At 71.7% G+C, this 12,900-nt stretch carries 12 protein-coding genes; 8 read left to right on the plus strand and 4 right to left on the minus strand.

All coding sequences use genetic code 11. The features are described from left to right. Window positions 1-8: 8 nt before the first annotated feature. The 7 genes from SM418_RS08480 (at window position 9) to SM418_RS08510 (ending at window position 9,452) form a co-directional block, all read left to right on the plus strand. A complete protein-coding gene (locus SM418_RS08480) occupies window positions 9-1,862 on the plus strand; it encodes a flavin-containing monooxygenase (RefSeq protein ID WP_371940110.1) in 1,854 nt (617 codons plus the stop codon). Next, window positions 1,855-2,766: an SDR family NAD(P)-dependent oxidoreductase gene (locus tag SM418_RS08485; RefSeq protein WP_371940111.1), complete on the plus strand. Its 912-nt coding sequence runs from the start codon at window positions 1,855-1,857 to the stop codon at window positions 2,764-2,766. Before SM418_RS08480 ends, SM418_RS08485 begins: the two co-directional genes overlap by 8 nt. 6 nt (window positions 2,767-2,772) lie before the next feature. Further along, window positions 2,773-4,479 (plus strand): thiamine pyrophosphate-binding protein, encoded by a 1,707-nt coding sequence (locus SM418_RS08490; protein ID WP_371940112.1) that lies wholly within the window; start codon window positions 2,773-2,775, stop codon window positions 4,477-4,479. Further along, on the plus strand, window positions 4,479-5,915 hold the full coding sequence (locus SM418_RS08495) for an aldehyde dehydrogenase family protein (protein WP_371940113.1): 1,437 nt from the start codon (window positions 4,479-4,481) through the stop codon (window positions 5,913-5,915). Before SM418_RS08490 ends, SM418_RS08495 begins: the two co-directional genes overlap by 1 nt. Beyond that, window positions 5,899-7,065: a CaiB/BaiF CoA transferase family protein gene (locus SM418_RS08500; RefSeq protein WP_371940114.1), complete on the plus strand. Its 1,167-nt coding sequence runs from the start codon at window positions 5,899-5,901 to the stop codon at window positions 7,063-7,065. Before SM418_RS08495 ends, SM418_RS08500 begins: the two co-directional genes overlap by 17 nt. Then, window positions 7,062-8,552, plus strand: a complete 1,491-nt coding sequence (locus SM418_RS08505) for a class I adenylate-forming enzyme family protein (RefSeq protein ID WP_371940115.1) — start codon at window positions 7,062-7,064, stop codon at window positions 8,550-8,552. The genes SM418_RS08500 and SM418_RS08505 overlap by 4 nt, the downstream gene beginning before the upstream one ends. Before the next feature lie 78 nt (window positions 8,553-8,630). Further along, on the plus strand, window positions 8,631-9,452 hold the full coding sequence (locus SM418_RS08510) for an acyl-CoA thioesterase (RefSeq protein ID WP_371940116.1): 822 nt from the start codon (window positions 8,631-8,633) through the stop codon (window positions 9,450-9,452). A gap of 3 nt (window positions 9,453-9,455) precedes the next feature. Here SM418_RS08510 and SM418_RS08515 read toward each other — a convergent pair whose 3' ends face one another. After that, window positions 9,456-9,668 (minus strand): ferredoxin, encoded by a 213-nt coding sequence (locus SM418_RS08515; protein ID WP_371940117.1) that lies wholly within the window; start codon window positions 9,666-9,668, stop codon window positions 9,456-9,458. After that, the gene (locus tag SM418_RS08520; RefSeq protein ID WP_371940118.1) at window positions 9,665-10,945 is read right to left on the minus strand and encodes a cytochrome P450; all 1,281 of its coding nucleotides are present in this window, start codon (window positions 10,943-10,945) and stop codon (window positions 9,665-9,667) included. Before SM418_RS08520 ends, SM418_RS08515 begins: the two co-directional genes overlap by 4 nt. A 138-nt stretch (window positions 10,946-11,083) precedes the next feature. Between SM418_RS08520 and SM418_RS08525 the strand changes: the two genes are divergently transcribed. After that, the gene (locus SM418_RS08525; RefSeq protein WP_371940119.1) at window positions 11,084-11,803 is read left to right on the plus strand and encodes an SDR family NAD(P)-dependent oxidoreductase; all 720 of its coding nucleotides are present in this window, start codon (window positions 11,084-11,086) and stop codon (window positions 11,801-11,803) included. A gap of 4 nt (window positions 11,804-11,807) precedes the next feature. Here the strand turns inward: SM418_RS08525 and SM418_RS08530 are convergent, their stop codons facing one another. Together SM418_RS08530 and SM418_RS08535 are read right to left on the minus strand one after the other, a co-directional pair. Beyond that, a complete protein-coding gene (locus SM418_RS08530) occupies window positions 11,808-12,371 on the minus strand; it encodes a G5 domain-containing protein (protein ID WP_371940120.1) in 564 nt (187 codons plus the stop codon). A gap of 75 nt (window positions 12,372-12,446) precedes the next feature. Then, complete coding sequence (locus SM418_RS08535) at window positions 12,447-12,782, minus strand: Rossmann-fold NAD(P)-binding domain-containing protein (RefSeq protein WP_371940121.1); 336 nt, start codon at window positions 12,780-12,782, stop codon at window positions 12,447-12,449. Window positions 12,783-12,900 lie beyond the last annotated feature (118 nt).

Here is a 12,900-nt window from a genome sequence, read left to right on the forward strand (position 1 = left end):
TCCGGACAATGCAGCATTGCGAACCGACGCGGACGCCCGAGATCGACCACGCCGCCCTCAGGGCGAAGTACCTGGCCGAGCGCGACAAGCGGATCCGCCCCGAGGGGCAGCGGCAGTACATCGCGGCGGAGGGCGAGTTCGGGGAGTTCCACGAGGCGGACCCGTACACGCCGGCCCTCCCCCGCGCGCCGATCTCACAGGACATCGACGTGGCCGTCCTCGGCGGCGGCTTCGCGGGCCTCATCGCCGGGGCCCGGCTCGCCCGGGCCGGTGTGGCCGACTTACGGATCATCGAGCACGCGGGCGACTTCGGCGGCGCCTGGTACTGGAACCGCTACCCGGGCATCCAGTGCGACACCGATTCCTACTGCTACCTGCCGATGCTCGAAGAGACCGGCTACATGCCGAAGCAGAAGTACGCCTTCGGCGACGAGGTCTTCGAGCACTGCCGGCGCATCGGCGAGCACTTCGGCCTCTACGACAGGGCGGTCTTCGGCACGCTCGTCCGCTCGCTGGAGTGGGACGAGGAGATCAGCCGGTGGCGGGTCGGCACCGACCGGGGCGACGACATCCGCGCCCGCTTCGTCGTCATGTGCCAGGGACCGTTCAACAAGCCGAAACTCCCCGGCGTCCCCGGCATCGCCGATTTCAAGGGCCATACCTTCCACACGGCGCGCTGGGACTACGGGTACACCGGCGGCGACATGAGCGGCGGCCTGGACGGGCTGGCCGGCAAGCGGGTCGCCGTCATCGGCACGGGGGCGAGCGGGGTCCAGGTGATCCCGCACATCGCCCGCTCCGCGGAGCACCTGTACGTCTTCCAGCGCACCCCGTCGTCCATCGACGAGCGGGGCGACGTGCCGACCGACCCCGGCTGGGCGAGCACGCTGAAGCCCGGGTGGCAGAAGGAGCGGCAGCGCAGCTTCCACACCGCGGCGTTCGAGGCGTTCGCGCCGGGCGAGCCGGACCTGGTCTGCGACGGCTGGACCGAGGTCAGCCGCAACCTCGCCGCGTTCCTGGACGCCACCGACGGCTGGGCCGCGCTGGCCGACCCGGCGGCGTTCCTCGAACTGCGCGAGCTGCGGGACTACGAGGTGATGCAGCGGCTGCGCGACCGCGTCGACGCCCTGGTCGAGGACAAGGACACGGCCGAGGCGCTGAAGCCCTACTACCGGTTCCTGTGCAAGCGGCCGTGCTTCAACGACCAGTACCTCCCGACCTTCAACCGCCCGAACGTCACGCTCGTCGACGTCTCGGACACGAGGGGCGTGGAGCGCGTCACCGAGCGGGGCGTCATCGCCCGCGGCGCCGAGCACGCGGTCGACTGCATCGTCTTCGCCAGCGGCTTCGAGATCACCACCGACCTCGACCGCCGCCTCGCCATCGAGCCGTTCACCGGCCGCGGCGGCCTGTCGCTCTACGACCACTGGGCCGACGGCTACCGCACCCTGCACGGCATCACGAGCCACGGCTTCCCGAACCTGTTCTTCACCGGGTTCGTCCAGGGCGGCGTGACCGCGAGCACGACGGCGATGTTCGAGCAGCAGGCCGTCCACATCGCCTACATCGTCAAGGAGGCGCTGGCACGCGGCGCCTCGGCCGTGGAGCCCACCGCCGAGGCCCAGGACCGGTGGTGCAAGACCGTCAAGGAGACCGCGTTCGAAAGCAACGTCACGTTCAACCGGGAATGCACGCCCGGCTACTACAACAGCGAGGGCGAGCAGAGGCAGCGGTCACACCTCGGCGAGCCCTACTGGCTCGGCTTCTACGCCATGGAGGAACTGCTGCAGGACTGGCGCGACTCGGGCGAGATGGACGGTCTCGTCCTGGACGGCGCCCCGGGAGGCAGTGCCGATGGCTGAACTCAGGTTCGACGGCCGCGTGGCCGTGATCACCGGGGCGGGCCGTGGACTGGGGCGCGCCTACGCCCTCCTGCTCGCCTCGAAGGGAGCGAAGGTCGTCGTCAACGACCCCGGCGTCAGCCTGCGCGGCGAAGGCGGCGACACCGGCCCCGCGGAAGGGGTCGTCAAGGAGATCGCCGCGGCCGGTGGCCAGGCCGCCGCCTGCACGGAGTCCGTCGCGACGGCCGAGGGCGGGCGGGCGGTCATCGAGTCGGCGCTCGACCATTACGGGCGGATCGACGTCCTGGTCCACAACGCCGGGATCCATCGCCCTGCGCCGCTGGCCGAGATGACCTACGAAGATTTCGAGGCGGTCCTGGACGTCCATCTCCGGGGCGCCTTCCACGTCGTCCGGCCCGCGTTCCCGCTGATGTGCGAAGCGGGTTACGGACGGGTCGTGCTGACCTCGTCGATCGGCGGGCTCTACGGCAACCACAAGGTCGCCAACTACGCCGCCGCCAAAGCGGGCGTGATCGGCCTGTCCCATGTGGTCGCGCTCGAAGGGGCCGCGGCGGGCGTGAAATGCAACGTCATCGTTCCCGGCGCGCGGACGAGAATGGCCGAGGGGATCGACACGTCGGCCTACCCGCCCATGGATCCGGAACTGGCGGCCCCCGCCGTGGGCTGGCTCGCGCACGAGTCCTGCTCGATCACCGGGGAGATGCTGGTGTCGATCGCGGGCCGGGTGGCGCGGGCCTTCATCGCCGAGACGCCGGGCGTGCACCGGCCGTCCTGGACGATCGAGCAGGTCGGCGAGCAGCTCGGCGCCGTCCGCGACACCGGCGATCCCTGGATCCTGCCGATCGTCCCCTCCGCCCACAACGACCACATCCGCGACAGCTTCGCGATGGCGGCAAAGGACTGACACACCATGGCGGTAAAGGTCTACGAGCGCGTTCTCGACCTCTTCGAGGCCGAGGGCATCGACACGATCTTCGGGATCCCCGACCCGAACTTCGTGCACCTGTTCCATCTCGCCGAGGAGCGCGGCTGGACCGTGGTCGCCCCGCACCACGAGGCGTCCGCCGGGTTCATGGCCGAGGCGGTGTCGCGGATGACGGGGAAGGCCGCGGTGTGCGCCGGGACGCTCGGCCCCGGCATCGCCAACATGGCGCCCGCCATCATGTGCGCCAAGGTGGAGAACTCGCCGGTCGTGTTCCTGGCCGGGCAGCGCGCACGGATCACCGAGCAGCGGGTCCGCCGCGGCCGCATCCAGTTCGTCCAGCAGGCCGGGCTGTTCGAGCCGTCGGTGAAGTACGCGGCGAGCATCGAGTACGCCGGCCAGACCGACGAGATCGTCCGCGAGGGGCTGCGCAGGGCGCTGACGGGAGGGCCGGGGCCGGTCTACATCGAGTACCCGTCCCACGTGATCCAGGAGGAGCTCGACGTCCCGCCGGCGCTGCCGCCCGCCGCCTACCGGCTGACCGGCCAGCAGGCCGGCCCGGACCGGATCGCCGAGGCCGCCGGGCGGATCCGCGCCGCCGAGCGTCCGGTCCTGCTCGTCGGGCACGGCGTCCACACGGCCCGAGCCGCCGAGCCGGTCAGGGAACTCGCCGAGCTGATGGCCTGCCCGGTCGTCCAGACGTCCGGTGGCACGTCCTACATCAAGGGCCTGGAGGACCGCACGTTCCCGTACGGCTTCTCGCCGGCGGCGATCGAGGCGGTGGTGACGTCCGACCTGTGCCTCGCCATCGGCACGGAGCTGGGCGAGCCGGTCCACTACGGGCGGGGCCGCCACTGGGTGGAGAACGAGGCGAACCGCACCTGGATCCTCGTCGAGCAGGACCCCGAGGCGATCGGCGTCAACCGGCCGATCGACGTCCCGCTGGTGGGCGACCTGCGCGCGGTCGTCCCGCAGCTCGCCGGCGCGCTCAGGGACGCGCCGCGCAGCCCGTCCCCCGACCTCGACGACTGGATCGCGCGGGACGCGGCCCGGCTGGCGGACCTGGCTGCGACGGCCCCCTCCGGCACGTCCCCCGTCCACCCCGCGCGGCTGATCGTCGAGGCCACCAAGGTGTTCCCGGCGGACGGCATCATGGTGCGCGACGGCGGCGCCACGACCATCTTCGGCTGGACGTACTCGCAGGCCAAGCCGCACGACGTCCTGTGGAACCAGAACTTCGGCCACCTGGGCACGGGGCTCCCCTACGCCATCGGCGCCGCGGTGGCCGACGGCCGGAGGCGGCCGCTGATGCTGATCACCGGGGACTCGTCGTTCCAGTTCCACATCGCGGAGCTGGAGACGGCCGCGCGGCTCGGCCTCCCCCTCGTCTGCGTCGTGGCCGTCGACTACGCCTGGGGCCTGGAGGTCGGCGTCTACAAGCGCACCTTCGGGCAGGGCTCGCGGGAGACGGGCACGCACTGGAGCACGGCGACGCGCCTGGACAGGGTCGCCGAAGGCTTCGGCTGCCATGGCGAGTACGTCGAACGCGACGAGGACATCGCTCCCGCCATCAAGCGCGCCTACGCCAGCGCCAAGACCGCCGTCGTCCACGTGGTGGTCGACCCGAAGGCGAACTCGGAGGAGATGCCGAGTTACGACGAGTTCCGCACCTGGTACGCGGAAGGAATGCAGTGATGCGCGAATACCTGAAGTTCTACATCGGCGGCGAGTGGGTCGACGCGCTCGGGCCGCACACGATGGACATCGTGAACCCGGCGACGGAAGAGGTCTGCGGGCGGGTGGCGGTCGGCTCGGCGGCCGATGTGGACCGGGCGGTCGCCGCCGCCCGCAAGGCCTTCGCGGGCTGGTCGGTCACCGGCAGGGAGGAACGCCTGGAGGTCCTGCGGAGCATTCTGGACGAGTACCAGAAGCGCGGCGGCGACCTCGCCGCGGCGCTGACCGAGGAGATGGGCGCGCCCGCCTCGCTCGCGGGCGGCTTCCAGGTCGGGCTCGGGGCCGGGCATCTCGCGAAGGCGATCGAGGTGCTGGAGGACTTCGCGTTCGAGGAGCGGCGCGGCGCCACGCTGGTCGTCAAGGAGCCGATCGGCGTCTGCGGCCTGATCACCCCGTGGAACTGGCCGATGAACCAGATCGCCGTGAAGGTCTTCCCGGCGCTGGCGACCGGCTGCACGATGGTGCTGAAGCCGTCGGAGCGCTCGCCGTTCACCGGGCAGATCATGGCCGAGATCCTGGGCGCCGCGGGCGTTCCCGCCGGCGTGTTCAACCTCGTCCAGGGCGACGGTCCGAGCGCGGGCGTGCCGCTGTCCGCCCATCCCGGCGTGGACATGATCTCGTTCACCGGCTCGACGCGCGCCGGGATCGAGATCGCGCGTAACGCGGCGTCCGGTGTCAAGCGGGTGACGCAGGAGCTCGGCGGCAAGAGCCCGAACATCGTCCTGGACGACGAGGACCTCGCCGCGAACGTCGCCGCGGGCGTCGCCACCATGATGGGCAACTCCGGCCAGACGTGCAGCGCCCCGTCGCGCACGCTGGTGCCCGCGGCGCGCATGGGCGAGGCCGTCGCCGCCGCCCGGGAGGCCGCGGAGCGGGTCACCGTGGGCGACCCGAACGGCGACGTCGTGATCGGCCCGGTGGTGTCGGCGTCCCAGTTCGAGAAGATCCAGGCTCTGATCCAGAAGGGCGTCGACGAGGGCGCCACCCTGGTCGCCGGCGGCACCGGACGGCCGGACGGGCTGGAGAAGGGCTACTACGTGAAGCCCACGGTCTTCGCGAACGTCACGAACGACATGACGATCGCGCGCGAGGAGATCTTCGGGCCGGTCGCCACGATCATCGGCTACGACGACGTCGACCACGCGGTGGAGATCGCCAACGACACCGAGTACGGCCTGGCCGGGTACGTGGCGGGCGCCGACCTCGACCAGGCCCGTGCCGTCGCCCGCCGGATCCGGGCCGGATGGGTCGCGGTCAACGACGGGTTCGACTTCGGCAGCCCGTTCGGCGGCTACAAGAAGAGCGGCAACGGACGCGAGTGGGGCGAGTTCGGCTTCCACGACTACCTGGAGATCAAGGGCATCCTCGGTTACGCACCCGATGACGCCGCCTCCTGACGCGCGGCCGGGCCCGCTGGCGGGGGTGCGCGTCGTCGACCTCACGGCGATGGTCATGGGCCCGTACTGCACGCAGATCATGGCCGACATGGGGGCGGACGTGATCAAGATCGAGCCGCCGGGCGGCGACAGCACCCGCCACGTGTCGGTCGGGCCGGAACCGGGCATGAGCGGCGTCTTCGCCAACGTCAACCGCGGCAAGCGCAGCGCCGTCCTGGACCTGCGCACCGGCGGCGGCAAGGACGCGCTGCGCGCGCTCGTCGAGCAGGGCGACGTGTTCGTCCACTCGATGCGCGCGAAGGCGATAGCCGGGCTCGGGTTCGGCTACGAAGAGGTGGCGGCTCTGAACCCGTCCATCGTCTACACCAACTGCTACGGCTACGGCCGCCGCGGCCGGAACGCAGATCTCACCGCCTATGACGACACGATCCAGGCGGAATGCGGCCTGCCCTTCGTCCAGCAGCGGCTGACCGGTGCGGCCGGCTACGCCGGGACCATCATGGCGGACAAGGTCGCCGGGCTCACGGCCCTGTACGCCACCATGATGGCGCTGTTCCACCGCGAGCGGACCGGCGAGGGCCAGGAGGTCGAGGTCGCCATGTTCGAGACCATGGCCGCGTTCATGCTGGTCGAACACGCGAACGGCGCGATGTTCAGCCCTCCCCTGGGCCCGGCCGCCTACCCCCGCGCGGTGACGCCCGACCGGAAGCCGTACCGCACCAGGGACGGCCAGATCTCCGCGCTGGTGTACAACGACAAGCAGTGGTCCGCGTTCGTCGGCGCCGTGCGTCCGGCATGGGCGGACGAGCGCTTCGCCACCCTCCGGCAGCGGGCACTCCAGATCGACACCGTCTACGCCCTGCTCGGCGAGACGTTCCTGGAGCGCACCACGGAGGAATGGCTCGAACTGCTCCGGTCCCTGGACATCCCCGCCGCGCCGGTGCGGACGCTCGACGAACTCTTCGACGATCCGCATCTGCGCGACGTGGACTTCTTCGAGACGGTCGACTCCCCGAACGGCCCGGTGCGCTTCCCCGGCCCGCCGGCCTGGTTCTCCAGGACTCCCGGGCGCGTCGCCGGCCCCGCCCCGAGGCTCGGCGCCCACACGGCGGAGATCCTGGACGAGACCGGCCCGGGACGGCCGCGATGACCGTCCCCGGAACGATCGCCCAGGTGCTGGACGCCGCGCTGGCGTCGCGCCCGGACGCCCCGGCGGTCGAGGCGGCCTCCGGCGCGTGGTCGTACGCCGAACTGGACGACCGGGCACGGCGGGCGGCGGGCGCGCTGTGGTCCCTCGGGGTGCGTCCCGGCGGCCGGGTCGCGGCCTGCCTGCCCAACGACCTCGGCATCGTCGCCGCCTTCCACGGCGCGCAGCGGATCGGGGCCGTCTGGGCGGGGATCGGGGAGGCGCTCTCGGCCGGCGAGCAGCAGGAGCTGCACGACCTCGTCGACGCGAGCGCCGTCCTGGCCGGACCGCGCTGCCGGGTGGAGTCGGAGAACCGCGTCGACCCGGACCGCTGGGCGGCGCTCATGGCCCGCGACGAGGCGGCGCCCCGGCTGGAGGTGGGCATCGACGCGCCGGCCGGGATCGCCTTCACGAGCGGGACGTCGGGACGCCCCAGGGCGGTCGTGCACAGCCAGCGCAACCTGCTCCTCCCGGGCGCGGTCCTCGTCGCCGCCCGGCGCTGGGGACCCGGGCTGCGCAAGGGCGACAGCTTCCCGCTGACGATCCTCAACCTCATGGTCCTGTCCACCCTCCTCACCGCGCAGGCGGGCGGCTGCTCGGTGATCATGGACCGGCGGGACGCCGGCGGGGTCGCCGACTGGATCCGCGCGCGGGGCGTGACGGTCTGGAACGGGGCTCCCGCGCAGCTGCACGACCTCGCCCGGCGCCCGCACCTCGACCTCGGCGCCCTCCGGGAGGTGTGGAGCGGCGGAAGTGACACGCCGGACGCGCTGCGCGGGGCGTTCGCCGATGCGCACGGCCTGGTCCCCCGGGCGACCTACGGCCTCACCGAGGCGCCGACCGTCGTGTCGATCGATCCGCCGGGGGACGCGTGGCGTCCGGGGACGAGCGGGCGGGTGCTCCCCCACTACGACGTCGCCGCGTACGACGACGACGGCCGCCGCCTCCTGGCCGGGGAACTGGGCGAGCTGCGGCTGCGCGGTTCCTCCGGCGGCCCCTGGGCGGGGGCGTGGAAGCCGATGCTCGGGTTCTGGGAGGGCGGCGGCATGCGGCCTGCGGCGTCCGGCCCGATCGCCACCGGCGACATCGGGACCGTGGACGGCGACGGGTGGCTGACGGTCCTGGACCGCAAGAAGCTCGTCATCATCAGGGGCGGCGCGAACGTCTACCCGCTCGAGGTGGAACGGGTGATCGCGGCGCACCCGGACGTCGCCGGGGCCGCCGTGTGCGGGGTGCCCGACGAGCGGCTCGGGGAGCGGGTGGCCGCGGTGGTCGAGAGCGCCGGTCCGCCGCTCGACTTCGCCTCGCTCGCCGGGCTGTGCCGGCGCGAGCTGGCGGCCTACAAGGTCCCGGAGATCTGGTCGCAGGTGGACGCCCTGCCGGTGAACGCGATGGGCAAGGTGCAGCGCGCCGGGTTGCCGGAGCTGGCCGTCCGGCACCGGCGAGTATGAAAACGATGTTCTCATAATCGAGAACTATGATTACACTAGCGGGAAGCCTTGTACTGCAACGACCGGCTTGGAGCGCCCGTGACCGACCTGTGGAAGGACCTTCTCGACTGCCTCGACCTGCGCACGCCGCCGGAGGAAGGCGGACGCGACGCCGCGATCACGGTGTTCGAGGGCGGCAACCAGCAGCTCACCTACCACAGGCTCTTCGGCGGGCAGCTGCTCGCGCAGTGCGTCCGCGCGGCGTCCCTCACCTGCCCTGGGAAGTCCGTCAAGTCGCTGCACGTGTTGTTCCCCCGTCCGGGCGGCTCCGACGAACCCGTCCGGTACGAGGTGGAGCGCCACCACGAGGGCCGCTCCTTCGCGACGCTGGCCGTCACGGCCCGGCAGTCGGCGGGCGTCCTCGCGACCGCATCGGTGTCCATGCACGCCGTGGAGGACGGGCGCGACCACCAGACGGCCGCCGCCGTCCCGGCCGTCCCCGGGGCGGAGCGGAGCGTGCGGTTCGACCTGCTCCCCTTCGCGACGAGGTCGGCCGCCGACCTGGACTCCCCGAAGCCCGAGCCGGCCGAGTTCGAGCTCTGGATGCGCACACCGCCGGTCGATCCCGGGCTGGCGCCCGCCGTGACCGCGTACGCGACCGACCTGACCCTCATCGGCACCGCGCTCCGCCCGCTCGACGGCGTCGGCCAGCGCGACGCCGGCCGGGCCTTCACCTCCGGCGTCACCTCGCACACGCTGTGGTTCCACCGGCCGTTCCGCACGGACGGCTGGCTGCTGCTCCGCCAGCACAGCCCGATCGTCGCGCACGGCCGCTGCTTCGGCCGGGGGGACGTCCTCACCGAGGACGGTTCGCTGGTCGCCTCCTACGCCCAGGAGGCGCTCCTCCGCTTCACGCAGTGAGCGTCACCGCGCGCCGCCGGTTTCGAGGGTGCCGAGGGTGATCGCGCGCTCGGGGCATTGCCTCGCCGCCCGCTCCACGAGCCCGGCGACGTCCTCGGGGATCTCCTCGACCGTCACCTCGGAGTAGCCGTCGCCGGTCAGGGCGAAGACGCTCGGGCACGTGACGACGCACACCCCGTGCCCCGCGCAGCGCTCCGGATCGACCGACGCCCTCACGAGGCGTTCCCGGCGGGCGTGAACTCGACGTGGAGGCTGGTGAGCCCGCGGAGGATGAACGTCGGGATGTACTTGTAACGCCGGTCGCCGGCCGGGCCGTGCTCGGCCTCGTCGATCCGGATGTCGGCGGTGCGGTCGAGCAGCCGGCTGAGGCTGACCACCGCCTCGGCCCGGGCCAGCGGGGCGCCCGGGCAGCTGTGGGGTCCGCGGCCGAACGCGACGTGGCTGCGCGCGTTCGCGCGCTCGATGTCGAAGGCGTCGGGCTCGGGGAACCTGCGGGCGTCCCGGTTGGCGGCCGCGTTGAGCAGCATCACCGTGGTGCCCGCCGGGAGGTCGACGCCGCCGACGGTGACCGGGACCCTGGACAGCCGGAAGTCGCCGCGCACCGGGCTCTCGTACCGGAGGGTCTCCTCGACGAGGTTCGGGATCAGGTCGCGGTTCGCGCGCAGCCGCGCCTGGAGTGCGCGGTCCTCGGCGATCAGCATCACCGCCGTGCTGAGCAGACGGACCGTGGTCTCCTGCCCCGCGGCGAACAGGTTGGCGGCGACGCGCACCACGTCGATCACCTCGGGGGTGCTCCCGTCGGGGAAGGCGGCCGAGGCGAGGCCCGTCAGGACGTCGCCGCGCGGGCTGCGCCGGCGGTCCTCGATGTACTCGCCGAACTTGCCGTAGAGGTACTCGAGGGGCGAGTGCTCCAGCGCGTCGCCCTCCTTGCTGCTGCCGATCACGCTTCCGCTCAGCAGCGCCTGCCGGAACTCGGCGTGCTCGGACTCGGGGACGCCGAGCAGGGCCGCGATGACGAGCATCGCGAACGGGGACGCGTACTCGGCGTTGAACTCGCAGCGGCCGCCCTCCAGCGCCTCGTCGTACTGGCGGTCGGCGAGGCGCCACATGAACTCCTCGTTCTCCTTCAGCCGCCGCGGCGTGATCATCCGGGACAGCAGGCCCCGGTGAGCGGTGTGGAGGGGCGGATCCAGCGTCGGCAGCTGGTCGCTGAACGGCAGGTCGTCGCGGTGCTCGGCGATCAGCCCGGAGACGTCGTCGCCCTCCAGCGGGACGGGGAAGCCGGGGAAGGGGCCGGTGACGGAGACGCAGGACGAGAAGCGTTCGACGTCGTTGTAGATCGCGACGGCTTCGTCGTAGCCCGTGACCATCACCACGTCGTGGTGCCTCTCCCGCCGGACCGGGCACTCGCCGCGCAGGGCGGCGAGGTAGTCGTACGGGTCGTGCAGGACCTCGTTGTTCGTGAAGAAGTCGACGGCATCGATGTCGGTCATCGCTCTCGTCCTTCCGCGAGCGGCTGCGGCCGGCGCGGCGCCGTGCAGATCCCGTGATCGGAAACTACATTCTCATATAAGGGAAACCAACCATACAATGACGAGAACGAGTGACGCGAACGGAAGGGAGCCCCGCGTATGATCGCGAAGACGGCCGGCAGGACCGCAGTCGTCACCGGCGGAGCCTCCGGCATCGGCCGGGCCATCGCCGAGCGGCTGAGCGCCGACGGCCATCGGGTCGCCACCCTCGACCTCCACCCGTCCGGCGAGTCGGGGTACAAGGCCGACGTGACCGACCGCGCCCAGATCGACGAGGCGCTCGCCGGCATCAGGCGGGAGTTCGGCCCCGTCACGATCCTGGTGAACGCCGCCGGGCGCGACGGCTTCAAGCGCTTCGCCAAGCTCTCCTTCGAGGAATGGGAGCAGATCGTCGACGTCAACCTCCACGGCACCTTCCACTGCATCCAGGCGGTGCTGCCCGACATGCTGGAGGCCGGCTGGGGACGGATCGTCAACATCTCCTCCTCCAGCACGCACTCCGGGCAGCCGTTCATGGCGCACTACGTGGCGGCCAAGTCGGCCGTCAACGGCCTGACCAAGGCGCTGGCCCTGGAGTTCGGCCCGAAGGGCATCACCGTCAACGCGATCCCGCCCGGCTTCGTCGACACCCCGATGCTGCGCGGCGCCGCCGAACGGGGATTGCTCGGCGGGACGGTCGAGGACCACATCGGGCGCACCCCCGTCCGCCGCGTCGGGCTGCCGGAGGACATCGCCGCGGCGGCGTCCTTCTTCGCCTCCGAGGAGGCCGGCTACATCACCGGCCAGATCCTGGGCGTCAACGGCGGCCGGAACACCTGACCCGTCAGGTGTCGCACGCCACCCCGTCCCCGTCCCCGTCCAGGTCATAGATGTCGCTGCCCACGACCCGGACCGGCCCCCGCACGTAGGCGGGCCCGTTGCCGCTGCCGCCCGCACAGTCGACATCGCTTGCGATCGGGACGCAGGCGCCGCTGTAGTTCGGATCGCAGTCACGGGCCTGCTTGGCGCCGACGGCGATGATCCGGGCCACGGGAGCCTTTGTGATCTTCATACGGATCAATTTCCGGGACGTCTCCGCGCCATTGGCATAAGTGACCTCGTAGGTCAGGGTCCTGATACCGGTGACGCCGCGCCTGCGCACCCTGGTCGTGCCTGCGGGGAGCGTGGGGTCGTCCACTTTCCGCGTTCTGTAAGCGATCTTTCGCGTCTCCGTGACCGTGCGCCTGTCCACCGCCGGGCTGGTCGCGGTCGACGGACTCGCGCTGGTGGCGACGCCGGTGGGCTTTCCGGAGGCCGCGACCTCGACCGGCGGTTCGGCCGCCGGATCGCAGGCTCCGAGCGACAATAGGACACCAGCTACTAATACCCCCAAAAATGCACGCCTCATAATTTCCCCCTTTGTTGGAGGAAATCATGCTCGCTCCGCGGATTCCCGGTCAACGCGGGGGCGGGCCGTTTGTGGTCAGGTGGCCTCGGCGCCGGCCAGCAGGGAGCGGTGCCGTTCCATCAGGTCGATGATCGGGCGGGCGGGGCGGCCGGTCAGGCGTTCCACCGTGTCGGTGAGAGGTTCGCCGAAGCCGGCCCGCGGGGAGACGCCGAAGGAGACGATCATGCCCCGGACGTCGTCGGGCACGCCGGCCTCGCGCAGCCCGGCGTCGAAGGCGTCGTCGTCCACGCTCTGGTAGGCGACGGGGCGGCCGGAGACCTTCGCCGCCAGGGCGGTGAGGTCGGCGAAGCTGAGCAGTTCGGGACCGGTGATGTCGTAGGTCGCGCCTGCGACCACCGGCTTGCCCCCCACGGAGGCAAATTCCGCGCCGACGCCCTGGCCAAGAAGCTACCGAAGCGGGCCTGGCAGAAACTCTCCGCCGGTGCCGGAGCCAAGGGGCAGCGCTTCTACGACTGGGCACTGGCCGACA

It is taken from the genome of Actinomadura chokoriensis, assembly GCF_041463665.1.
Lineage (GTDB): Bacteria > Actinomycetota > Actinomycetes > Streptosporangiales > Streptosporangiaceae > Spirillospora > Spirillospora chokoriensis_A.

Coding starts and splice junctions, on each gene's coding strand:
- SM418_RS08480 (WP_371940110.1), top strand. CDS start 9: ATGCAGCATTGCGAACCGACGCGGACGCCCGAGATCGACCACGCCGCC.
- SM418_RS08485 (WP_371940111.1), top strand. CDS start 1,855: ATGGCTGAACTCAGGTTCGACGGCCGCGTGGCCGTGATCACCGGGGCG.
- SM418_RS08490 (WP_371940112.1), top strand. CDS start 2,773: ATGGCGGTAAAGGTCTACGAGCGCGTTCTCGACCTCTTCGAGGCCGAG.
- SM418_RS08495 (WP_371940113.1), top strand. CDS start 4,479: ATGCGCGAATACCTGAAGTTCTACATCGGCGGCGAGTGGGTCGACGCG.
- SM418_RS08500 (WP_371940114.1), top strand. CDS start 5,899: ATGACGCCGCCTCCTGACGCGCGGCCGGGCCCGCTGGCGGGGGTGCGC.
- SM418_RS08505 (WP_371940115.1), top strand. CDS start 7,062: ATGACCGTCCCCGGAACGATCGCCCAGGTGCTGGACGCCGCGCTGGCG.
- SM418_RS08520 (WP_371940118.1), bottom strand. CDS start 10,945: ATGACCGACATCGATGCCGTCGACTTCTTCACGAACAACGAGGTCCTG.
- SM418_RS08525 (WP_371940119.1), top strand. CDS start 11,084: ATGATCGCGAAGACGGCCGGCAGGACCGCAGTCGTCACCGGCGGAGCC.
- SM418_RS08530 (WP_371940120.1), bottom strand. CDS start 12,371: ATGAGGCGTGCATTTTTGGGGGTATTAGTAGCTGGTGTCCTATTGTCG.